The organism is Rahnella laticis, assembly GCF_015644585.1.
Classification (GTDB): Bacteria; Pseudomonadota; Gammaproteobacteria; order Enterobacterales; family Enterobacteriaceae; genus Rahnella; species Rahnella laticis.
This window is the reverse complement of record NZ_JADOBI010000003.1, coordinates 39,033-62,109: the sequence shown is the minus strand read 5'-3', so window position 1 is coordinate 62,109 and position 23,077 is coordinate 39,033. Positions and strand designations below refer to the sequence as shown.

Sequence of the window (23,077 nt, the reverse complement as noted above, 5' to 3'; positions counted from 1 at the left end):
CAGGAATATAATGATGAAAGCTGGCAGTACGACTTTAAGCGCGGAGATGGTTTTGGGGAGATTTTACCTCGGATGAGCGAGCAGTTAGCCGATCAAGTTCTGGTTGAGCGGGTCCAGAAGGGTGATCAAAAATCGTTCAATTTACTGGTTATTCGTTACCAGCATAAGGTAGCGAGCCTTGTATCCCGCTATGTGCCACAGGGCGATGTGCCTGATGTGGTTCAGGAATCTTTTATTAAAGCGTATCGCGCGCTGGAATCTTTCCGCGGCGACAGTGCTTTTTATACCTGGCTGTACCGTATTGCAGTCAACACAGCGAAAAATTATCTGGTCGCTCAGGGACGACGTCCGCCTTCAAGTGACGTCGACGCAAATGAAGCCGAAAATTTCGAAAGTGGCGGTGCCCTGAAAGAAATTTCGAACCCTGAGAACTTGATGTTGTCTGAAGAGTTACGGCAGATAGTTTTCCGTACTATTGAAGCACTTCCTGAAGATCTTCGCATGGCGATTACCTTGAGGGAGTTGGATGGGTTGAGCTATGAAGAAATAGCCGCCATCATGGATTGTCCGGTGGGTACGGTCAGATCCCGTATATTCCGTGCCCGGGAAGCAATTGATAACAAAGTTCAACCGCTCATCCAGCGTTAGAGATGACGGACACAGGAAGGGTACTTAGGCATGCAGAAAGAAAAGCTTTCCGCTCTGATGGATGGTGAAGCGATTGATTCAGAACTGCTAAGTTCTTTATCAACGGATAATAAGCTTCAGCAAAGCTGGCAGAGTTATCATTTGATCCGCGATACCTTACGCGGTGATATTGGGAATGTGGTGCATCTGGATATCGCAGACCGTGTGGCCGCAGCGCTGGCAAACGAGCCGGTTAAACTGGTGCCGGGTTCCGCTACAGAATCGCAGCCTCAGCCTCATACCTGGCAGAAAATGCCTTTCTGGCACAAAGTTCGTCCTTGGGCGAGCCAGCTGACCCAGATTGGTGTGGCCGCGTGTGTGTCTCTGGCCGTGATTGTGGGTGTGCAGCACTACAATCAGCCTGACGCAACGGGTGCTTCTCCGGAAACTCCTGCGTTCAATACGTTGCCTATGATGGGTAAAGCTTCTCCGGTGAGCTTCGGCGTGCCAAATGAAGGCAATACCACCAGCGGGCAACAAAATGTGCAGGAGCAACGTAAACGCATCAATGCTATGTTGCAGGATTACGAATTGCAGCGCCGCTTGCACTCTGAGCAGCTTCAGCTCGAACCGATCACCCCGCAGCAAGCTGCTGTTCAGGTCCCAGGAACTCAGTCTTTAGGAACGCAAACGCAGTAATGAAGCAATTTTGGTTTGCCGTTTGTTTAGCGACGGGCAGCCTGCTTTCTTCAAGTATCGCCTCGGCAGAACCGACTTCCGAGGCGTTATTACAAGAAATGGGTAAAGCCAGCCAGTCGCTGAATTATGAAATGGGTTTTATCAACATCACGAAGCAGGGGATTGACTCCTTTCGCTATCGTCATGCTGTCTCGAAGGAAGTCTTACTCGCTCAACTGGTTCTGATGGATGGGCCGCGCCGTGAAATTGTCCAGCGTGGAAAAGACATCAGCTACTTTGAGACCGGGTTACAGCCTTTCACTCTGGATGGCGATCATATCGTTGATTCCCTTCCTTCCATCGTTTTCAGTGATTTCTCCCTGCTTTCAAAATACTACGACTTTATTGCCGTAGGACGCGCCCGTGCTGCCGACCGCCTGAGTCAGGTGATCCGCGTTGTTTCGCGTGATGGTACGCGTTTCAGCTATGTCATCTGGGTGGATGAGCAGACGAAATTGCCTATGCGGGTTGATCTGTTAGACAGAGACGGTGAAACACTGGAGCAGTTCCGTGTCATCAGTTTTGATGATGGAAAACAAGCTATTGGCATGCTGGCTGATTTGGAAAAAGCCAGTTTACCACCAGTCCTTTCTTTACCTGCTTCCGAGCAGGCGAAATTTAGCTGGCAGGTGAAATGGCTTCCGGCTGGCGTCACGGAAGTAGCAAGCAGTCGCAGAAACTTGCCAAATATGCCCGTCACGATAGAATCACGTCTGTATACTGATGGATTATTCAGTTTCTCCGTCAATATCAGCTCTACGACCAGCGGGCCCTCTGAACAGTTAATCAGGCAGGGGCGCAGAACGGTGCAGACAGAAATTCGCAACGGCAATGAAATTACCGTTGTCGGAGAATTGCCACCTTCAACCGCCAAACGTATTGCTGACAGTATCGTCTTCTCCGCAAAATGACTTTTGGCTAAAAAAACGGGTGATCACATGATGAAAGAATGGGCCACAGTTATCTCGTGGCAAAATGGTATTGCAACGCTGCGTTGTGAAACGCAGGCGGGTTGCAGTAGCTGCCATTCACGCTCAGGATGTGGTGCCCGCGTATTGAACGAGTTAGGGCCACAAACAGAGCATAATCTTCAGGTCAGCATCAATGAACCTCTGGAACCGGGCCAGAAAGTCGAACTGGGGATCCCTGAGGGAAGCCTTTTGCGTTCGGCATTTTTGGTCTATATGACGCCATTGTTTGGTGTGATTGCCGGCGGGGGATTGCTACAGGCCTTGCTGAAGGAAGATATGTACGCGGTGATTGGTGCTGTGCTCGGCGGGGGATTAGGCTTCCTGATTGCAAAAGCGCTGGCAGCAAAAGTCGATGGCAAAGCCGGTTATCAGCCGGTGGTCTTGCAGGTCGGGTTACCACCGAATGCATTCCGCTACTCTACTGACAGCGAGTTGCCTTCTTAAAATCGCTCCATTCGTGATGCGTATAAATGCCACTCTTTCTATTGATTCAGTGGCATTTTTAGTTTCTGACAGGTATCCGGTTCTGAATCATATGCTCAATCAGCGCTATGAAAAGATCTGCGCTTGAGAGCGAGGTATAGGGCACGGAAAACAGGATCCTGCCATGTTTATCCAGCAATCGGATCAGCGGGCTGTTGCTGCCACCGCTGATAAACTGAATGTCTTCAACCGGCACCGTCTTCCCTTCATCCGTGGTCAGCATCAGTGCGCTCAGCCTGATTCGTTTTTCGTGCGTTGCCAGAAGGTTAGAGCTGATAAACCGTTTCAATCCGCAGCGGGCATTAAGCAGCCGGGTAAAAAGAATATCGCCACCCTGAGCCAATGTATTTAACGCCCACGGACCACGAAACATCAGCTGTTCGTTTTTAATAACTTCAATTAACCGTTCGGAATTAGCAATATTTGGCGTGATCCGATGCCAGGTTTTGCTATTTTCTTCACGAAATATCATCGTGTTTAAAATACGACGTGTGTATTTACCGGTTCTGAAACGATATATATCCATAATCCGTTCGAACGGAATAAAACGATTTTTTTTGTCCGTCTGGCTTATAACTAAAATACCGTTTTCATGCAGCTGATAGATTTGAAGTGGACGGATGAAGCGTCTTAACATGATGAGGACTATCCCCAGCGCAATGCTGAGCAAAGCTGACAACACCACGCTGTGCAGCCCGGCTGTGGTGTGTCCGAAAGCCAGCAGGAATGCAATTTGCACCGCGCCGCCAATCAGTAACAGTACTGACAGGACCAGAGTGATCCACGAGTTGGCTTTGGCAAAGCCATGCTGACTGAGCAGCCGCCCTTCATTGATCATATCGCTAACCTTGTGACCGGATTGAATTAAAATAAAAAAGCTGTTTAAAGAAGACAGTAATTAAGAATTAAGTAGGTTGGGGGAGAGTTATTTCTTTTTATAACAATATATTAAGTTGCGCTGTCTGTTTTTGTATATGGGTATTTTCCTAAAATAAACAGGAGGCTTTTGCATTTGCCCAACCCGGATTAATGGATGTTGCTGGCAGGCGCAAAGAGGTGACAAATGAAAATAAATGAAAAGTTGGCCTCTTCCTGATGGGAAAGCTCGCATAATCTGGAGTTAGGGCGTGCCGAGACTAGGTTTTCCCAGTGCTGGCATGTAGAATGCTGCGACTTAGGCGAAAGACAGCCAACCTACAAACCGTCGCTGTATGTTCATGGCGAATGATTCAGAAATACCAAGGCAGAAAAACTTTTATAATGAAGCATATACGAAATTTCTCCATTATTGCCCACATTGACCACGGTAAGTCGACGCTGTCAGACCGTATTATTCAAATTTGCGGTGGCTTGTCCGATCGTGAAATGGAAGCGCAGGTTCTCGATTCAATGGATCTGGAACGTGAACGCGGCATCACCATTAAAGCGCAAAGCGTTACCCTCGATTACAAAGCGAAAGATGGGCAAGTTTACCATCTGAACTTTATCGACACCCCGGGGCACGTTGACTTCTCTTATGAAGTTTCCCGTTCTCTGGCCGCCTGTGAAGGTGCGTTGCTGGTGGTCGATGCCGGTCAGGGCGTTGAAGCGCAGACGCTGGCAAACTGTTACACCGCGATGGAAATGGATCTGGAAGTTGTTCCGGTTCTGAACAAAATCGATTTGCCTGCTGCTGATCCCGATCGCGCTGCACAGGAAATCGAAGACATCGTGGGTATTGATGCGACCGACGCGGTGCGTTGCTCGGCGAAAACCGGGGTTGGCGTGCCAGAAGTGCTGGAACGTCTGGTTCGTGATGTTCCGCCACCAGAAGGTGATCCGGAAGCGCCGCTCCAGGCACTGATCATCGACTCCTGGTTCGATAACTACCTTGGCGTGGTTTCTCTGGTTCGTATCAAAAACGGCACCATGAGAAAAGGCGACAAAATTAAAGTGATGAGTACCGGACAGGTGTATAACGCCGATCGTCTGGGTATTTTCACGCCTAAACGTGTTGATAAAGACATTCTGAACTGCGGCGAAGTAGGCTGGCTGGTTTGCGCGATCAAAGACATACTGGGCGCGCCGGTGGGCGATACCCTGACGTTAGCGCGTCAGCCTGCGGACAAAGCATTGCCTGGTTTTAAGAAAGTGAAACCTCAGGTTTATGCTGGCCTGTTCCCGGTCAGCTCTGACGATTATGAAAACTTCCGTGACGCGCTGGGCAAACTCAGCCTGAACGATGCCTCCCTGTTCTATGAACCAGAAAGTTCTACCGCGCTGGGCTTCGGCTTCCGCTGTGGCTTCCTGGGTTTACTGCACATGGAAATCATTCAGGAACGTCTGGAACGTGAATACGATTTGGATCTGATCACCACCGCACCGACGGTAGTGTATGAAGTCCTGACGACCGGTAACGAAACCGTTTATGTCGACAGCCCGTCTAAATTGCCTGCGCTGAACAACATTCTCGAATTACGCGAGCCTATCGCCGAGTGTCACATGCTGATGCCGCAGGAATATCTGGGCAGCGTAATCACGTTATGTATTGAGAAACGTGGCGTGCAGACCAACATGGTTTATCACGGCAATCAGGTTGCGTTGACTTACGAAATTCCAATGGCGGAAGTCGTGCTCGATTTCTTTGACCGTCTGAAGTCCACTTCACGCGGTTATGCGTCTCTTGATTACAATTTCAAACGTTTCCAGACTTCTGACATGGTGCGTGTTGATGTTCTAATCAACGGCGACCGTGTGGATGCGCTGGCGCTGATCACTCACCGTGGCAACTCACAGTTCCGTGGACGCCAGCTGGTTGAGAAGATGCAGGAATTAATCCCGCGTCAGCAGTTCGACATTGCAATCCAGGCGGCGATTGGTGCTCACATCATTGCCCGTTCGACGGTTAAGCAATTACGTAAAAACGTTCTCGCCAAGTGTTATGGCGGTGACGTCAGCCGTAAGAAAAAACTGTTGCAGAAACAGAAAGATGGTAAGAAACGCATGAAACAAGTGGGCAACGTTGAGTTACCGCAGGAAGCGTTCCTGGCCATTCTTCACGTAGGCAAAGACAGCAAATAAATCCTTAATTGAGTTGTAGGGAGTATGCATGGCTAACATGTTTGCCCTGATTCTGGCGATTGCAACGCTGGTATCAGGGATTATCTGGTGCCTTGATCGTTTCAAGCTGGCACCTGCACGTCGGGCGAAAATTGCTAAAATTAAGGCCGAAACTGGCGGTGCAGTTGACGACGTCACGCTGAGCAAGGTCGCGAAGCAGCCAGGCTGGGTGGAAACCTGTGCTTCTGTATTCCCGGTATTGTTAGTCGTGTTCGTGGTGCGTTCATTTATTTATGAACCCTTCCAGATCCCGTCCGGTTCAATGATGCCAACGCTGTTGATTGGCGATTTCATTGTGGTAGAAAAATACGCCTATGGTCTGAAAGATCCGATCACTCAGACCAAGCTTATTCCGACTGGCGAACCAAAACGTGGCGACGTGGTGGTATTTAAATACCCGCGTGATCCGAGCATTGACTATATTAAACGTTTAGTAGGGATGCCGGGCGACCGTGTAACTTATGATCCGTTCAGCAAGCAAGTGACCGTTCAGCCTGCCTGTGAAAATGGTCAGAGTTGCAATACTGCGCTTGCGGTGACTTACGACACGGGTACAGCCAGTGATTTTGTGCAGACTTTCGGCCAGTCTTCTGGTGGCGAAGCGAGCAGTGGTTTCTTTGAGACTCCGCCGACCGGCAACGTTCCGCAAGACGGCGTTCGTCTGGTGCAACGCAATGAAACGCTGGGCAATGTGACTCACCGTATTCTGACCGTGCCTGGCGCGCGTGACCAGCTGGGTGCGTATTACCAGCAGCCGGGTCAGCCTCTGGGAACCTGGGTTGTTCCGGCCGGCCATTATTTCATGATGGGCGATAACCGTGATAACAGCGCTGACAGCCGTTATTGGGGCTTCGTGCCAGAGCAGAATTTAGTGGGCAGAGCTTCTGCAATCTGGATGAGCTTTAAAAAGCAGGAAGGTGAATGGCCGACCGGTGTCCGTTTAAGCCGTATTGGTGGAATTCATTAATCTGCTGGCGTCAGTAGCCCGATAATTCAAGTTGCAGGAAGCTATTGCTCCTGCAACTTCTGTTTTGACGGGTATATTAGCGCAGCATTATATTTTCACCCGTTGTAGAATATCCTTTCGGGCGATAAAAGTTGGCCCCCTGATTTTTAGTTTTTCTTTGAAAAGAACAAAAACACAAAAGAACAGAGGGAGCCACTGCAAACGAAACAGCTTTGGATTGGCTTAGGGCGAAGCAGGCCTGTTCCGTATGCTGAAGTTTTTGACGCATTCTTGATCTATTGGTAACTCATGAATCCCATCGTAATAAACAGGCTTCAGCGGAAGCTGGGCTACACTTTTCAACAGCAGGAGCTTTTATTGCAGGCACTGACTCACCGCAGCGCCAGCAGTAAGCACAATGAGCGTTTAGAGTTCCTGGGTGACTCAATTCTTAGTTATGTAATCGCTAACGCTTTGTACCATCGTTTTCCTCGCGTAGACGAGGGCGATATGAGTCGTATGCGTGCCACGCTGGTACGCGGAAATACGTTAGCTGAAATGGCACGTGAATTCGATCTCGGCGAATGTCTGCGTTTAGGGCCGGGCGAATTGAAAAGTGGTGGTTTCCGCCGTGAGTCAATTCTCGCGGATACGGTGGAGGCACTCATTGGCGGCGTGTTCCTGGACAGTGATATCCAGACCGTCGAAAAGCTGATTCTCGATTGGTACCGTAGTCGTTTAGACGAAATCAGTCCCGGTGATAAGCAGAAAGACCCAAAAACCCGTTTACAGGAGTTTTTGCAAGGTCGCCATCTGCCGTTGCCTTCTTATCTGGTTGTGCAGGTTCGCGGTGAAGCGCACGATCAGGAGTTTACCATCCACTGCCAGGTCAGTGGCTTGAACCAGCCGGTTGTAGGAACCGGTTCAAGTCGCCGAAAAGCCGAGCAGGCGGCAGCGGAACAAGCGCTGATACAGCTGGAGCTTGAATGAGCGAAGAAAAAAGTTACTGTGGTTTTGTTGCAATCGTAGGCCGTCCTAATGTCGGCAAATCTACATTGCTTAATGAATTATTGGGGCAAAAAATCTCCATTACTTCACGCAAACCACAAACCACGCGTCACCGCATCATGGGCATCCATACCGAAGGGCCATATCAGGCTATTTACGTGGATACCCCGGGGCTGCACATCGAAGAAAAACGTGCAATCAACCGCCTGATGAACCGTGCTGCAAGCAGCTCAATTGGTGATGTTGAACTGGTGATCTTCGTGGTTGAAGGCACAAACTGGACTGCCGATGACGAAATGGTCGTCAACAAACTGCGTGATTTGAAATCGCCGGTTCTGCTGGCTATCAACAAGATTGATAACGTCACCGACAAATCTAAATTACTGCCGCATTTGCAGTTCCTTAGCGAGCAGATGAACTTCGTCGATATCGTGCCTATCTCTGCTGAGAAAGGGACCAACGTAGACACCATCGCCGCTCTGGTTCGTAAACGTCTGCCGGAAGCGATTCATCACTTCCCGGAAGATTATATTACCGACCGTTCACAACGCTTTATGGCCTCTGAAATCATCCGTGAAAAACTGATGCGTTTCCTGGGCGAAGAGCTGCCGTATTCAGTCACCGTTGAAATCGAACGTTTCGTCACCAACGAGCGTGGTGGTTACGATATCAATGGCCTGATTCTGGTTGAACGTGAAGGCCAGAAGAAAATGGTTATCGGTAACAAAGGCTCTAAAATCAAGACGATTGGCATCGAAGCCCGCCAGGATATGGAAAACATGTTCGAAGCGAAAGTCCATCTTGAGTTGTGGGTTAAGGTCAAATCCGGCTGGGCAGATGACGAACGTGCATTGCGCAGCCTGGGTTATGTAGACGACTTATAAGGTCCGCGCCTATGGAAGGCTGGCAACGCGCATTTGTTTTGCATGGGCGACCTTACAGTGAAACCAGCCTGATGCTGGATCTCTTCACTGAGGGACAAGGGCGGGTACGCATACTGGCTAAAGGTGCGCGTGGCCGCCGGTCCAATCTGAAAGGCTGCCTGCAGCCTTTTACGCCTTTACTGGTTCGCTGGAGCGGGCGGGGAGAAGTCAAAACCCTGCGCAACGCCGAGCCGGTTTCTCTGGCACTTCCCCTTTCTGGTTTGATGCTTTACAGCGGCCTGTACGTCAATGAGCTGGTTTCCCGCGTACTCGAGCAGGAAGCGAACTATTCCGCCTTATTCTTCGATTATCTCAATTGTCTGCAAAATCTGGCCGGTGCCACAGGCTCGCCGGAATATGCCCTGCGCCAGTTCGAATTATCCCTTTTGTACCATCTGGGCTACGGTGTTGATTTTCTGCATTGCGCTGGCAGCGGCGAAGAAGTCAGCGACACCATGACTTACCGTTACCGCGAAGAGAAAGGGTTTATCGCCAGCCTGGTTATCGACAATTCCAGTTTCACCGGCAGGGATTTAAAAGCCCTCGCCAGCCGTGAATTCGACGTCGTCACTTTGCGCGCCGCCAAACGTTTCACGCGCATGGCGCTGAAGCCGTATCTCGGCGGGAAACCGCTGAAAAGCCGTGAGCTGTTCCGCCAGTTTCAGGTAAAAAAGCCCGTCTCATCTTCTGACAATTCTGCCGGTTAATTCAGACTCCGCTCTACACCCTGACATACGGTAAGGTGTAAACTGCGGAAATCGTTTTTGTTCCATTCTTAAATCAATCCATTCAAAAATCTGGAGCTGTTATGGCTGAGTTGCTGTTGGGCGTTAACATTGATCACATCGCGACACTGCGTAATGCGCGTGGTACGGCTTACCCTGATCCGGTCCAGGCTGCGTTTATCGCCGAGCAGGCGGGGGCGGACGGCATTACCGTTCACCTGCGCGAAGATCGCCGCCATATCACCGACCGTGATGTGCGTCTTTTGCGCCAGACTATCCAGACCCGTATGAATCTGGAAATGGCCGTGACCGATGAAATGGTCGGGATCGCCTGTGAAATTCTGCCGCATTTCTGTTGCCTGGTGCCGGAAAAACGCGAAGAAGTGACCACAGAAGGCGGGCTGGACGTAGCCGGTCAGCTCGACAAAATGACAGTCGCCGTTTCCCGTCTCAGCGAAGCGGGCATTCTGGTTTCCCTGTTTATCGACCCGGATTTGCGTCAGATTGACGCCGCAGTTGCCGTCGGTGCGCCTTATATTGAAATTCACACCGGCGCTTACGCTGAAGCCCAAACCGATCTTGAGCGTCTGGCTGAACTGGAACGCATCAAACAAGGTGCAGCGTACGCCGCGGGCAAAGGTCTGAAAGTTAATGCGGGCCACGGTCTGACTTACCATAACGTGCAGCCGATTGCGGCCCTGCCGGAAATGCATGAGCTGAATATCGGCCACGCGATTATCGGTCAGGCTGTGATTGACGGTTTGTCCGGTGCTGTGCGCGAAATGAAAAACCTGATGCGGGAAGCACGCCGTTAATGAGCATTTTAGGTTTAGGTACGGATATCGTTGAAATTACCCGTATCGAAGCTGTGATTGAACGCAGCGGAGACCGGCTGGCGCGCCGTATTCTGTGCGCGAATGAATGGGCTGTTTACCAGCAACATCAGCAGCCGGTTCGCTTTCTGGCCAAGCGTTTTGCGGTCAAAGAAGCCGCAGCAAAAGCGCTGGGAACCGGGATCCGCAACGGTCTGGCGTTTGAGCAGTTTGAAGTGGTCAATGACAGTCTCGGGAAACCGGGGCTGGTGTTCCATGCGCGCGCAGCGGAAATGGCGGCAGAAATGGGCGTGAAATCGGTGCATGTCACGCTGGCTGATGAACGCCGTTATGCCTGTGCAACCGTGATTATCGAAAATTAATTCAGTGCATCACGCCGTGAATTATACGGTGTGATGCAGTACCACGAATTTATCCCACAGCGCTTCGTTAGTTTCTTTATGTGCTGGATTGATGATGATCGTATTGTCGATCGGGCAGACACTCTGACAGGTCGGTTTATCGTAATGACCGATACATTCCGTACAGCGATCGCTGTCGATTTCATAGATCTCATTGCCCATCGAAATCGCCTGATTCGGGCACTCCGGTTCGCACATATCGCAATTTATGCATTTGTGTGTGATCAGCAGGGCCATAGTCTTTCTCGTATCTTCAATAATCAGGGCGCGCAGTATAGCAGAATTGCGCTGGCGTAGGATCCGCACCTACGCCTTTCCACACCTCAAATGATCCTGATCAAACCAGCTTTTTCACCAGCTCTTCGCTGTGGCGGATCCGTTCCGGCGCATGCTCTGTATCTTGCTGAACCAGCGCAACAAACAGTAAATCCGTCAGGGAAGATTGCGCCGTAGTGGCCGAGAGAGCCGCGCCGCGCGTTGCCGGCAATTCGGCGACCGTATACAGGCAATGGTCAGCCTGCTGCTGTAATGAATTTGGCGAGAAGCCGGTCAGTGCCAGCACTTTTGCGCCGCTCTCTTTCGCCACCCGTGCCGCCAGATTGATTTCACTGCGCTCACCGCTGGAAGAAATCGCCAGCAATAAATCGTCTTTTGACAGTGCCTGAACGGTGGCAATCAGCACGTGCGTATCGGATTCCGCGATGGCCGTGACGCCGATTTTCAGCAATTTATACGCCAGATCTCTCGCGACCAGCCCTGACGCGCCGATGCCCGTCAGCACAATTTTTCTGGCATCTGTCAGCATCGAAAGGGCAATTTGCAGACGCGGCTCGCTGTTGATATCCAGCGTGGCACGCAGCGCAGACTGCTTTTCGGCCAGCAGCTTTTCCCCGACAACGTGCAGGCTGTCCGTACTCAGAATCTGATTATGGACGGTAACCGGCTCACTGTTATTGGGGGATGCCAGCGATTCACTCATGGCCAGTTTCAGCGCGGGGAAGCCTTTGTAGCCCAGCTTCTGAGCGAATTTCACCACGCCGGACTGGCTGACGCCGGCCATTTCAGCCAGTTTTTGTGAACTCAGATGGCGCGCCAGTTCCGGCTGCGCCAGTAAAAAGTCAGCCAGTTTTCGGTCATTTTGTGCCAGTGTCGGGTAAAGCTGGCGGATGCGGATCATGCAGCTCATGGTGGTTTTTCCCAGCCTCTCTGAATACTGACATCACGTTTTACGGATTATGTTATCTAAAATAGCAAATATTCCTCGCAATGATGAATAAAATATTCAAATATCACGTAACTAATTTGAATTAAATATTCAGGAGAACATCATGAGCCATAACGCTAACCTGGGAACCCTCGTTTCAGAAACACGTAACCCGGAAACCATGAATCTGGATGAGATGTCCACGCTTGAGCTGGTGACCTGCTTCAACCAGCAGGATCGTAAAGTGCCGGAGGCGATTCAGAAAGTTTTACCGGAAATTGCGAAAGCGGTAGACAGCGCGGCGGCCTCTTTTAAAGCCGGTGGCCGGTTGATTTATCTCGGTGCCGGAACCAGTGGCCGCCTCGGCGTTCTCGATGCATCTGAATGTCCGCCGACTTTTGGCGTGCCGCACGGGATGGTAGTCGGGCTGATTGCCGGCGGCCCTGGCGCGATGCTGAAAGCCGTGGAAGGCGCGGAAGACAGCGAAACGCTGGGCGTTGAAGATTTAAAAAACCTCAACCTGACGGACAAAGATACCGTCGTCGGGCTTGCTGCCAGCGGCCGCACGCCTTACGTCATCGGCGCACTGCGCTACGCAACGGAACTGGGATGCGCGACGGTCGCCATTTCCTGTAACCCGGATTCCCCGATTGCCCGCGAGGCAAACATCGAAATTTCACCGGTGGTTGGTCCGGAAGCCCTGACCGGTTCGACCCGTCTGAAATCCGGCACGGCGCAAAAACTGGTGCTGAATATGATTTCGACCGGCGCGATGGTCAAAACCGGCAAGGTTTACCAGAACCTGATGGTCGATGTAAAAGCTACCAACGTGAAGCTCGTCGACCGCGCCTGCCGCATTGTGGTGGAAGCCACCGGAGCCTCGCGCGCAGACGCTGAACAGGCATTATCGCAAACCGATTTCGACGTTAAACCGGCCATCCTGATGCTGCTGGCAGGTATTGATGCGTCCGCAGCGAAGGCACGCCTGAGTCACCATAATGGATTCCTGCGCGCTGCTCTGGCGGAATAATACGGAGAGAAAAGCATGGCGATGGATAAAACGAATCTCTTAGCTTCACAGATTTTGCAGGGTGTCGGCGGTGAAGGAAATATCAGTAAACTGGAAAACTGCATGACCCGCGTACGTGTGGAAGTGCATGACGACGCGCGTCTGGATCTGACCCGCCTGAAAACGCTGGAAGGCATTAAAGGCTACCTCAAGCAGGGCGATCAGCATCAGTTTATCGTCGGGCCGGGTGCGGCGGCGAAAGTCGTGGATGCCATGCGCGCATTGCTCAGAACCACCGATGCGCCGGTTCAGAATGATATCGCGCGTAACAAAGCCAGCGCGAAAGCCAAATACTCCGCGCCGATGAGCGGGGCGCTGCGCAAACTGGCTGATGTCTTTATCCCGCTGATCCCGGCCTTTATCGCGTCAGGGCTGATCATGGGCATTATCAACCTGCTCAAGCGGCCAGATATTGCTGGTTCCATTGCCACGGATTTCCCGAATATTCTCGGGCTGTTAGCGATTTTTGGCGGCGCGGTTTTCGCCATCATGAATATTCTCGTGGGCGTGAATGCGGCGCGCGTTTTCGGCGGTTCACAGGCGATGGGCGGCGTAATGGCCGGCATTCTTTCCAGCCCGGCGCTGGCGCAAATTACGCTGTTTGGCGAAACGTTGCAGCCGGGACGCGGCGGGGTAATCGCCGTGCTTTTAGTGGTAGCCCTGATGTGCTGGCTTGAAAAACGGCTGCGTAATTTACTGCCGGAATCGGTGGAGCTGATCCTGAATCCGCTGATTACCACGCTGATTACCGCCACGCTGGCTATTGTCATCCTGCAACCGATCGGCGGTTTCATTTCTGACGGCATCGCGCACGGCGTTAATATCGCGATAGATAAAGGCGGTTTGCTGGTCGGCGCAGTGCTGGCGGGCGCTTTCCTGCCGCTGGTATTGTCGGGGTTACATCAGGGGCTGGTGCCGATCCACGTTGAGCTGATTCAGGCGCACGGTTCTAACCCGTTACTGCCTATTCTGGCGATGGCAGGCGTCGGGCAGGTTGGCGCGGCGATGGCGGTATACATGAAAACCCGCAATGCGCGGCTGAAAAAAGTGATTAAAGGCGCGCTGCCGGTCGGTATTTTAGGTATCGGCGAACCGCTGATTTTCGGGGTGACATTGCCGCTGGGACGGCCTTTTATCGGTGCCTGTTTAGGCGGCGCGGTCGGCGGTGCGCTAATCTGTTACTGGAAAGTCGCGACGGTGATCACTTTTGGTATTTCCGGATTGCCGCTGGCGCTGACCATTATTTCCGGCAAAGTCATGTTGTATCTCGCCGGTTTAGTCATTACGGTATTGGCTGGTTTTATTTTTACCTGGCTGATGGGGTTCAACGATCCCGAGGAGTAACGGATTGAGTACGAAGCCTGATCGACGGGTCGTGTTTTTTGATCTTGATGGAACGCTGCACCAGCAGGACATGTTCGGGAGTTTTTTGCGGTTTTTGCTCCGGCGGATGCCGCAGAACCTGATTCTGGTGATCCCGGTCTTGCCGCTGGTGGCGATTGGATTGCTGATGCACGGGCGGGCCGCGCGCTGGCCGATGAGTTTACTGCTCTGGTCGATCACTTTTGGTCACAGCGAAGCCCGGCTTAAAGCGCTGGAATTGCAGTTTGTCACCGCGTTTCGCCACAAAGTGGTGGAGTTCCCGGTCGTACAGCGGCGGTTGCGTGAATACCTCGACAGCGATGATACCGAAGTGTGGCTGATCACCGGTTCGCCGGAAAATCTGGTTCAGCAGGTGTATAACGCGTCGCTGTTTCTGCCGCAGGTGCGTCTGGTGGGTAGCCGCATTGCGCGCGGTAAAGGCGGCTGGGTGCTGCCTCTGCGCTGCCTGGGTGAGGAGAAAGTGGTTCAGCTTGAACGTCGCATCGGTTCTCCGCTGAAACTTTACAGTGGCTACAGCGACAGCAAACAGGACAACCCGCTGCTATTTTTCTGCGAGCACCGCTTTCGCGTCAGTAAGCAGGGTGAACTCCAGCAACTGGAATAATTCCGCCGCCGGACCTTCGTCTTAACTATCATTCTAAAACAGGCCGGTTTCCGGCCTGTTTGCATTGGGATGACGCAGGTATACTGCTGGCCGCTAAAAAGAGATTGAGGTTGAAGTGTCGGACGCAGAGTTGGGTAACGGGTTAGCAGAAATGAAAGAACACGAACACTGGATACGATATGCCATGAATCTGGCGCTGAAAGCGCAGGATGAAGGCGAAGTGCCGGTGGGCGCAGTGCTGGTTTTGGACAACCAGGTGATTGGCGAAGGCTGGAACCGGTCTATCGGGCATCATGATCCGACTGCGCATGCGGAAATTATGGCGCTGCGCCTCGGCGGAAGTGCCGTACAAAACTACCGTCTGCTGGACGCCACGCTGTACGTCACGCTTGAACCTTGCGTGATGTGCGCAGGGGCGATGATCCACAGCCGTATCCGTCGCGTGGTGTATGGCGCAGCGGATGCCAAAACCGGTGCCGCCGGTTCCCTGCTGGACGTTTTGCGCCATCCGGGCATGAATCATCAGGTGGAAATTGTGCCGGGCGTTTTAGCGGAAGAATGTTCAGAACAGCTGAGCGCGTTCTTTCGTTTACGCCGCAGCCAGAAAAAAGCACTGCGGCTGGCAGAGCGCGCTGCGCAAGCCGGAAACACCTATGAAGAATAAGCCGTTCACCGCTATAAATCCTACGGCGCCAGGGCTTCTTTCGCGTCCACGACCGGATAACCCTGGCCCAGCTGAGCCTGCAACGCCGCTTTCTGCGCCTGTTGCTTCTCTTTTTCCATCAGATACCCGACCAGACTGAGCTGATACCGGCGGATGTTTTCCACATAGTTGTACGCCTGCGTGCCGCGCGCGTAGCCATACGTTGTACGGCTGAAATAGCGCTTCTGGTTAAGCATTGGCAGACGCTGTTTCACATCGGCCCAGCTGTCCGGATTGGCTTTTTGCTGCGCGGTCAGCTTACGGGCGTCGAGCATGTGGCTGTAACCCATGTTGTACGCCGCCAGCGCAAACCAGATCCGTTCATCTTCAGGAATCGATTCAGGCATCTTATCCATCAGGTGCGACAGATACAGCGCGCCTCCGCGAATACTTTGCTCAGCATCGGTCCGGTCATCCACATTCAGGCCATCCGCCGTGGTTCGGGTCAGCATCATCACGCCGCGTACGCCGGTCGGAGATTTTGCCTGTGGATCCCAATGGGATTCCTGATAGGCAATCGCCGCCAGCAGCCGCCAGTCAATTTTATCGGCGTATTTCTCAAAAAGCGGTTGTAACACCGGCAGCGTACTGTCGATGGCGTTCAGGAACGTTCTCGTATCGACATAATCAAAATCGCCGACGTGCCCGAGATATTTCTCCTCAAGCTTCTCCAGCGTACCGTCTTCGGAAATCTGGCTGAAAAAGTCCAGCATCGCCGCGGAAAGGCTGTCGTCATCCGGCTCCTTGCGGTAATACCAGGTCACCGGCTCATCTTCCGTGGCATCAAAGGCCACGGCCAGACGCGGGTAAACGCGCTGCATCAGGGCGATGGTGACGGAATCCCCCAGCGTGTAATCCAGTTTGCCGTTCTCAACTTGTTGCAGCAGATCGCGCGGCGAGAGCTTGTCCGTCGTGGTCCACGTCAGATTGGGGTATTTTTTGGCGGCGGCTTCCAGCGTCAGGATGTGTGCACTGCCGGCGGAAACCACCAGCGTACCTTTCACATCCGCGAAGCTTTTCGGGCGCGCGGCTCCCTGCCGGTAAACCAGTTGCTGAGAAACGGAATAGTATTCCGGCCCGGCACGGTAGTTTTTCAGGCGCGCATTGTTGTACACCAGCCCGGAAGCCAGCATGTCGGTTTTATTGTTGTCCAGATCGTCGAACATGGACTCGATCGTGGTGTGCTGATTCACGACCAGCTTTACGCCCAGATAATCTGCGAAGCGTTTAGCCAGTTCGTAATCGAAGCCGAGATTTCCTTCCGGGGAGTCCATAAAAGTCAGTGGAGAATTGAGCGTGCTTACGCGCAATTCTCCACGGGATTTTATCTGATCCAACTGGTCGCCTTCGCCTCTGTGCCACGGGACGGCAGGCCATAAGGCCAGCGCCAGCAACAGGGCGGCAATCCCCATCAGAACATAGTTAATTTTTAGTCGCGTCAAATAGTTATCTCGCTGCGGCGCTCTTGTTTTTTTACGATGTGCTGTGCAGTTTCTATGGTTATATCCCCAGTGCTGACGCATTTTGCTCAACAAAACGGCAGTCTGCAACTTTATTCATATTAACCTCAATCTTTACAAGGTTATAAATGAATATCAATATTCCAGACGCAAACGGTTTCGTATGCCGTCAGCTTTCTTTATAATAGCCCGCGTTTTCCCCCTGTTGCGCCCAATGAAGCACTGTGGTCAGTGTCTTCGAAGACGAGAGATCTGTGATTATGGAAATACTGCGTGGTTCGCCCGCTTTGTCGGCTTTTCGCATTAACAAATTATTATCCCGCTGTCAGGAAGCACGCCTTCCGGTCAATGATATCTACGCCGAATATGTACATTTTGCCGATGTCAGCGCGCCGCTGAATTCGGACGAACAAACCAAGCTGCAACGCCTCCTGAAATACGGTCCTTCTCTCGCTGAACACGCGCCAACAGGTCGTTTACTGCTGGTTACCCCGCGCCCTGGCACCATTTCTCCGTGGTCTTCCAAGGCGACAGATATTGCACACAACTGCGGTTTATCTCAGGTTCTTCGCCTTGAGCGCGGTCTGGCGTTTTACGTTCAGGCTCCTGAACTGACCGAAGCACAATGGTCGCAGCTGGGCGCATTGCTGCATGATCGCATGATGGAAACCGTCTTTGGCAAGCTCGAAGACGCCAGCGCGCTGTTCGCGCAACAACAGCCTGCACCGGTTCAGCATGTCGATATTCTCGGCGAAGGCCGTATCGCGCTGGAAACCGCCAACACCAAGCTGGGTCTGGCGCTGGCGCAGGACGAAATTGATTACCTGATGGAAGCCTTTACGTCGTTGGGGCGCAACCCGACTGACATCGAACTGTATATGTTCGCACAGGCAAACTCAGAGCATTGCCGCCATAAAATCTTCAACGCTGACTGGATTATCGACGGCGAAACGCAGCCGAAATCCCTGTTCAAGATGATCAAAAACACCTTTGAACAGACGCCTGATCACGTGCTTTCTGCGTACAAAGATAACGCTGCCGTGATGGAAGGTTCGCAGGTCGGCCGTTTCTACGCCGATGCGAAAGACGGTCTGTATGATTTCCATCAGGAGCAGGCGCATATCCTGATGAAGGTTGAAACCCATAACCACCCGACGGCGATCTCTCCGTGGCCGGGTGCAGCGACAGGTTCCGGCGGCGAAATCCGTGACGAAGGCGCAACAGGTCGCGGTGCAAAACCGAAAGCCGGTCTGGTCGGTTTCTCCGTTTCTAACCTGCGTATTCCGGGCTTCGAGCAGCCGTGGGAAGAAGATTTCGGTAAGCCGGATCGTATCGTTACCGCGCTGGATATTATGACTGACGGCCCGCTGGGCGGCGCAGCCTTCAACAACGAATTTGGTCGTCCGGCGCTGCTGGGCTACTTCCGTACTTACGAAGAAAACGTCAACAGCCACAATGGCCCTGAGCTGCGCGGTTATCACAAACCGATCATGCTGGCGGGCGGTATCGGCAACATTCGTGCTGATCACGTGCAGAAAGGTGAAATCACCGTTGGCGCGAAACTGATTGTGCTCGGCGGCCCGGCGATGAATATCGGCCTGGGTGGCGGTGCGGCTTCTTCAATGGCCTCCGGCCAGTCTGACGCGGATCTGGATTTTGCTTCCGTACAGCGCGACAACCCGGAAATGGAACGCCGTTGCCAGGAAGTGATCGACCGCTGCTGGCAGCTCGGTCAAGCCAACCCGATTTTGTTTATCCATGACGTGGGCGCAGGCGGTTTATCCAACGCGATGCCGGAACTGGTCAGCGACGGCAACCGTGGCGGCCGCTTCCAGCTGCGTGACATCCTGAACGACGAACCGGGCATGAGCCCGCTGGAAGTCTGGTGTAACGAATCGCAGGAACGTTACGTGATGGCGGTTGCACCGGATCAGCTGGCGCAGTTCGATGCCATCTGTAAACGTGAGCGCGCGCCTTACGCGGTGATCGGTGAAGCCACAGAAGAAATGCATCTGTCTCTGGAAGACAGCCATTTCGACAACCAGCCGATTGATATGCCGCTGGACGTACTGCTGGGTAAAACCCCGAAAATGACCCGTGACGTCACCACGCTGAAAGCGAAGGGCGACGATCTCAACGGTGAAAATATTCAGATTGCCGAAGCGGTAAACCGCGTTCTGCATCTGCCTGCTGTGGCGGAGAAAACCTTCCTGATCACCATCGGTGACCGCACCGTGACCGGTATGGTGGCACGCGATCAGATGGTAGGGCCGTGGCAGATCCCGGTGGCTGACTGCGCGGTCACTATCGCCAGCCTCGACAGCTATCACGGCGAAGCGATGTCTCTGGGCGAACGTGCGCCAATCGCCTTGCTGGACTTTGCCGCTTCCGGCCGCATGGCCGTCGGTGAAGCACTGACTAACCTGGCCGCGGTCGAAATCGGCAGCCTGAAACGCGTTAAGCTTTCTGCTAACTGGATGTCTGCGGCCGGTCACCCGGGCGAAGATGCCGGTTTGTATGCAGCGGTGAAAGCGGTCGGCGAAGAGCTCTGCCCGGCGCTGGGCATTACCATTCCTGTGGGCAAAGACTCCATGTCGATGAAAACCCGCTGGCAGGAAGGCAACGAACAACGCGAGATGACTTCACCGTTGTCTCTGGTCATCACGGCATTTGCCCGCGTCGAAGACGTGCGTCATACCGTGACGCCACAACTGCGCACCGATAAAGGCGACACCGCATTGCTGCTGGTGGATCTGGGTGCCGGTCACAACGCACTGGGCGCGACGGCGCTGGCGCAGGTTTATCGTCAGCTCGGCAACACGCCAGCGGATGTGCGCAGTGCTGAACAGCTCGGCGGCTTCTTCAACGCCATGCAGGCGCTGGTTTCTGAACAGAAACTGCTGGCCTACCATGACCGTTCCGACGGTGGTTTGCTGGTCACGCTGGCGGAAATGGCCTTTGCCGGTCACTGCGGCCTGACGGCGGATATCGCCGCTCTGGGCAACGATTCTTTGGCGGCGCTGTTTAACGAAGAACTGGGTGCAGTGATTCAGGTTCGCGCTTCTGACCGTGAAGCCGTCGAAAATACGCTGGCACAGTTTGGTCTGGCAGATTGCACGCATTACCTTGGTATGGCTGAAACCGGTGACCGTTTCATCATCACGCAGGGCGATAAGCCGGTGTACAGCGAAAGCCGCACGACGCTGCGTACCTGGTGGGCAGAAACCACCTGGCAGATGCAGCGCCTGCGCGATAACCCGGAATGTGCCGATCAGGAACATCAGGCTAAAACCAACGATCTTGATCCTGGCCTGAACGTGAAACTGAATTTTGCGCCGGACGAAGACGTGGCGGCACCTTACATTGCGAAAGGTGCGCGTCCGAAAGTGGCCGTTCTGCGTGAGCAGGGAGTGAACTCCCACGTTGAAATGGCGGCCGCTTTCCATCGCGCCGGTTTCGATGCGGTTGATGTGCATATGAGCGATTTGCTGGCCGGTCGCCGTGATTTGCAGGACTTCCATACGCTGGTCGCGTGCGGCGGATTCTCTTACGGCGACGTGCTGGGCGCGGGCGAAGGCTGGGCGAAGTCTGTCCTGTTTAACGACCGCGTGCGTGAAGAGTTTGCTGAATTCTTCCACCGTCCGCAAACTCTGGCGCTGGGCGTGTGTAACGGCTGCCAGATGATGTCGAACCTGAAAGAGCTGATCCCGGGCGCAGAACACTGGCCGCGCTTTGTGCGCAACCTGTCTGACCGTTTTGAAGCGCGTTTCAGCCTGGTTGAAGTGACCGCCAGCCCGTCAATGTTCATGCAGGGCATGGCCGGTTCACGTATGCCAATCGCTGTTTCGCACGGCGAAGGCCATGTGGAAGTGCGCGATGCGGCGCATCTGGCGCAGATAGAACACAGCAATCTGGTGGCGCTGCGTTTTGTCGACAACAACGGTCAGGCGACTGAAAACTATCCGGCCAACCCGAACGGTTCCCCGAACGGCATCACCGCTGTCACCAACCTTTCGGGCCGCGTCACCGTCATGATGCCGCACCCTGAGCGTGTCTTCCGTACCGTCAGCAACTCATGGCATCCGGAAGAGTGGGGCGAAGACAGCCCTTGGATGCGCATGTTCCGTAACGCGCGTAAACAGTTGGGCTAAGCGTTAAATAGCCGCAGTAATAAAAATCCGCAGTGCGAAAGCCTGCGGATTTTTCTTGTGCTTTAATAAGCAATGTCCGGTGACAAATTCAGCCGGATACGTTATCTGTAAGATTATGTTTCTGCCACAGGATGTCGTGAAGTTTGCAACTGATTGTTTTTCAATCTTTATATAAAAATAATCCGAATTATGTATGTTTGCTACATTGATGATTAAGTAGTTATATATGGATTAAGTTATATGATTGCCCGGTCAATTCAACAGGGCGATTATGCCAATGAAAAATACCCGGATAGCAATTATTCGTGCAGCATTAATTATTTCAATTTTTACTTTCCCATTATCAGTCGTTAAATATGCTCAGGCTGAAGAAAATATTATTCCTCCACAAACGCAGGTTTCCACTGAACAGGATAATAATGACGGGCTGTGGTCTTCATTTAAAAATAATATCGCTGAAACCTGGAATGAACCTCAACAGCAAGATCTCTTTATTCCGGTATTAACCCGCCATAATCGTCACACGCACAGTAAAAAACAAATTGACGGATATAATGAACATCCGTGGGGAGGCGGTTACGGCGTTTCACGTTATGACGATAAAGGAAACTGGCACGCGCTTTATGCAATGGCGTTTAAAGATTCCTTTAATCATTGGGAACCCGTTGCCGGCTATGGATATGAAAAGATATGGCAGCCTTTCAGCGATCAGGCATTTCGCCTGGGAGCCGGTTACATTGCTGCCATTTCTGCTCGTGACAACTATGATTACGTGCCTTTCCCTATGGTGCTGCCGCTGGTCTCTGCAGGATATTCGCGGGTGACCTTCCAGGCGACCTACGTGCCGGGGACGAATACGAAAGGCAATGTTCTGTTTGGCTGGTTCCGTTTTCAGTTTTAACTGACTTTCTTTACTTAATAAATACCTTTGTTAAATTTAGAACCGTCAGAAGTATTACAGACTATTCTGATAATTTAAGCCTCCACCCCTTAACTTTCAGGGAATTAAGATTCTAAACGTTTTTTGTTACAACCCTGTTTAACATATTTTCTTATGCTTTGTTTATGATATTGCTTCGATAAGGAGTGAAGTTGAATATGATAAATAAGAAAAATCTCAGGGATGTTGGTTTATTAGTATTTGTAATTTTTAGCCCAAACCTGTGGGCCAACAACAGTGGAATACATCCGGTCAGCGATCCGGATACCGTCGAGTACAAGTCGCTGGCAGCCAATGTCTGGTCCGATTTTAAAGACAAGGTCTCCACCACCTGGAATGACTCTGATTCTCAGGATTTGTATCTGCCGGTTATTACCTGGCACAACCGGCTGACCTACGATAAAGAGAAGACTGACAAATATAACGAGCGTCCCTGGGGCGGCGGTTACGGTATTTCCCGCTATGATGATAAAGGAAACTGGAACGGCATTTATTTTATGGCGTTTAAAGACTCGCATAATAAATGGGAACCGATCGGCGGTTATGGCTGGGAGAAAATATGGACACCTGCGCAGGATAAAGATTTCCGTTTAGGTCTGGGTTATACCGCCGCCGTGACGGCGCGTGATGACTATAAATATATTCCTATTCCTATCGTTTTACCGCTGGCCTCCATCGGTTATAACAAGCTGACTTTCCAGGCCACGTATATTCCGGGAACCTACAACAACGGGAATGTGTTCTTTGCCTGGCTGAGGTATCAGTTCTGACGCTCTGCATTGTTACACTTTTGTGACAATGCAGGCCGG

General features: G+C 52.4%; 22 protein-coding genes. 18 read left to right on the top strand and 4 right to left on the bottom strand.

Annotated features, from left to right (window positions below; all coding sequences use genetic code 11):
- Positions 1-72: 72 nt before the first annotated feature.
- From rpoE to rseC, 4 genes are read left to right on the top strand one after another with little or no spacing between them, the layout of a single operon-like run.
- Positions 73-648, top strand: coding sequence for an RNA polymerase sigma factor RpoE (gene rpoE, locus IV433_RS06585; protein ID WP_037040184.1), 576 nt, complete (start codon positions 73-75; stop codon positions 646-648).
- A 30-nt stretch (positions 649-678) separates the two neighbouring features.
- Complete coding sequence (gene rseA, locus IV433_RS06580; protein WP_152327811.1) at positions 679-1,326, top strand: anti-sigma-E factor RseA; 648 nt, start codon at positions 679-681, stop codon at positions 1,324-1,326.
- Positions 1,326-2,276 (top strand): sigma-E factor regulatory protein RseB, encoded by a 951-nt coding sequence (rseB, locus tag IV433_RS06575; protein WP_152327812.1) that lies wholly within the window; start codon positions 1,326-1,328, stop codon positions 2,274-2,276. The genes rseA and rseB overlap by 1 nt, the downstream gene beginning before the upstream one ends.
- A 27-nt stretch (positions 2,277-2,303) precedes the next feature.
- A complete protein-coding gene (rseC, locus tag IV433_RS06570; RefSeq protein WP_195813928.1) occupies positions 2,304-2,780 on the top strand; it encodes a SoxR-reducing system protein RseC in 477 nt (158 codons plus the stop codon).
- A gap of 58 nt (positions 2,781-2,838) precedes the next feature.
- Here rseC and IV433_RS06565 read toward each other — a convergent pair whose 3' ends face one another.
- Positions 2,839-3,657 (bottom strand): DUF6585 family protein, encoded by an 819-nt coding sequence (locus IV433_RS06565; RefSeq protein ID WP_195813929.1) that lies wholly within the window; start codon positions 3,655-3,657, stop codon positions 2,839-2,841.
- Positions 3,658-4,079: 422 nt separating this feature from the next.
- Between IV433_RS06565 and lepA the strand changes: the two genes are divergently transcribed.
- From lepA to acpS, 7 genes are all read left to right on the top strand, one after another.
- Positions 4,080-5,879 carry a translation elongation factor 4 gene (gene lepA / locus IV433_RS06560; RefSeq protein WP_152327815.1) on the top strand — a complete coding sequence of 600 codons (1,800 nt, stop codon included), beginning with the start codon at positions 4,080-4,082 and terminating at the stop codon, positions 5,877-5,879.
- A gap of 28 nt (positions 5,880-5,907) precedes the next feature.
- Positions 5,908-6,885 (top strand): signal peptidase I, encoded by a 978-nt coding sequence (gene lepB, locus IV433_RS06555; RefSeq protein ID WP_195813930.1) that lies wholly within the window; start codon positions 5,908-5,910, stop codon positions 6,883-6,885.
- A gap of 288 nt (positions 6,886-7,173) precedes the next feature.
- Positions 7,174-7,854: a ribonuclease III gene (gene rnc, locus IV433_RS06550; RefSeq protein ID WP_013576719.1), complete on the top strand. Its 681-nt coding sequence runs from the start codon at positions 7,174-7,176 to the stop codon at positions 7,852-7,854.
- Complete coding sequence (gene era / locus IV433_RS06545; RefSeq protein ID WP_152327817.1) at positions 7,851-8,756, top strand: GTPase Era; 906 nt, start codon at positions 7,851-7,853, stop codon at positions 8,754-8,756. The genes rnc and era overlap by 4 nt, the downstream gene beginning before the upstream one ends.
- Positions 8,757-8,767: 11 nt before the next feature.
- Positions 8,768-9,502, top strand: coding sequence for a DNA repair protein RecO (gene recO / locus IV433_RS06540; protein WP_101075423.1), 735 nt, complete (start codon positions 8,768-8,770; stop codon positions 9,500-9,502).
- A 101-nt stretch (positions 9,503-9,603) separates the two neighbouring features.
- Positions 9,604-10,335 (top strand): pyridoxine 5'-phosphate synthase, encoded by a 732-nt coding sequence (pdxJ, locus tag IV433_RS06535; RefSeq protein WP_165059255.1) that lies wholly within the window; start codon positions 9,604-9,606, stop codon positions 10,333-10,335.
- On the top strand, positions 10,335-10,715 hold the full coding sequence (acpS, locus tag IV433_RS06530) for a holo-ACP synthase (RefSeq protein ID WP_152327820.1): 381 nt from the start codon (positions 10,335-10,337) through the stop codon (positions 10,713-10,715). The genes pdxJ and acpS overlap by 1 nt, the downstream gene beginning before the upstream one ends.
- A gap of 21 nt (positions 10,716-10,736) precedes the next feature.
- Here the strand turns inward: acpS and IV433_RS06525 are convergent, their stop codons facing one another.
- Complete coding sequence (locus IV433_RS06525) at positions 10,737-11,027, bottom strand: YfhL family 4Fe-4S dicluster ferredoxin (RefSeq protein ID WP_377307527.1); 291 nt, start codon at positions 11,025-11,027, stop codon at positions 10,737-10,739.
- 64 nt (positions 11,028-11,091) lie between these two features.
- The gene (locus IV433_RS06520; RefSeq protein WP_195813932.1) at positions 11,092-11,940 is read right to left on the bottom strand and encodes a MurR/RpiR family transcriptional regulator; all 849 of its coding nucleotides are present in this window, start codon (positions 11,938-11,940) and stop codon (positions 11,092-11,094) included.
- Positions 11,941-12,082: 142 nt separating this feature from the next.
- On the opposite strand from IV433_RS06520, the gene murQ reads away from it, so the two are divergent.
- The 4 genes from murQ (at position 12,083) to tadA (ending at position 15,678) form a co-directional block, all read left to right on the top strand.
- A complete protein-coding gene (gene murQ / locus IV433_RS06515) occupies positions 12,083-12,988 on the top strand; it encodes an N-acetylmuramic acid 6-phosphate etherase (protein WP_195813933.1) in 906 nt (301 codons plus the stop codon).
- Positions 12,989-13,009: 21 nt separating this feature from the next.
- Positions 13,010-14,371 (top strand): PTS transporter subunit EIIC, encoded by a 1,362-nt coding sequence (locus IV433_RS06510; protein WP_195813990.1) that lies wholly within the window; start codon positions 13,010-13,012, stop codon positions 14,369-14,371.
- A 4-nt stretch (positions 14,372-14,375) separates the two neighbouring features.
- Entirely contained in the window at positions 14,376-15,014 is a 639-nt protein-coding gene (gene yfhb, locus IV433_RS06505) for a phosphatidylglycerophosphatase C (protein WP_195813934.1), read from the top strand.
- Positions 15,015-15,165: 151 nt separating this feature from the next.
- Positions 15,166-15,678, top strand: a complete 513-nt coding sequence (tadA, locus tag IV433_RS06500) for a tRNA adenosine(34) deaminase TadA (protein ID WP_195813935.1) — start codon at positions 15,166-15,168, stop codon at positions 15,676-15,678.
- A 20-nt stretch (positions 15,679-15,698) separates the two neighbouring features.
- Here tadA and mltF read toward each other — a convergent pair whose 3' ends face one another.
- On the bottom strand, positions 15,699-17,159 hold the full coding sequence (gene mltF / locus IV433_RS06495) for a membrane-bound lytic murein transglycosylase MltF (RefSeq protein ID WP_195813936.1): 1,461 nt from the start codon (positions 17,157-17,159) through the stop codon (positions 15,699-15,701).
- A gap of 275 nt (positions 17,160-17,434) precedes the next feature.
- Here mltF and purL point away from each other — a divergent pair, with 275 nt between their 5' ends.
- The 3 genes from purL to pagP (IV433_RS06480) all read left to right on the top strand — a co-directional run bounded on the left by purL (position 17,435) and on the right by pagP (IV433_RS06480) (position 23,038).
- Positions 17,435-21,328, top strand: coding sequence for a phosphoribosylformylglycinamidine synthase (gene purL, locus IV433_RS06490; protein ID WP_195813991.1), 3,894 nt, complete (start codon positions 17,435-17,437; stop codon positions 21,326-21,328).
- 277 nt (positions 21,329-21,605) lie between these two features.
- On the top strand, positions 21,606-22,229 hold the full coding sequence (gene pagP / locus IV433_RS06485; RefSeq protein WP_195813992.1) for a lipid IV(A) palmitoyltransferase PagP: 624 nt from the start codon (positions 21,606-21,608) through the stop codon (positions 22,227-22,229).
- Between the two features lie 197 nt (positions 22,230-22,426).
- Positions 22,427-23,038, top strand: coding sequence for a lipid IV(A) palmitoyltransferase PagP (pagP, locus tag IV433_RS06480; protein ID WP_195813937.1), 612 nt, complete (start codon positions 22,427-22,429; stop codon positions 23,036-23,038).
- Positions 23,039-23,077 lie beyond the last annotated feature (39 nt).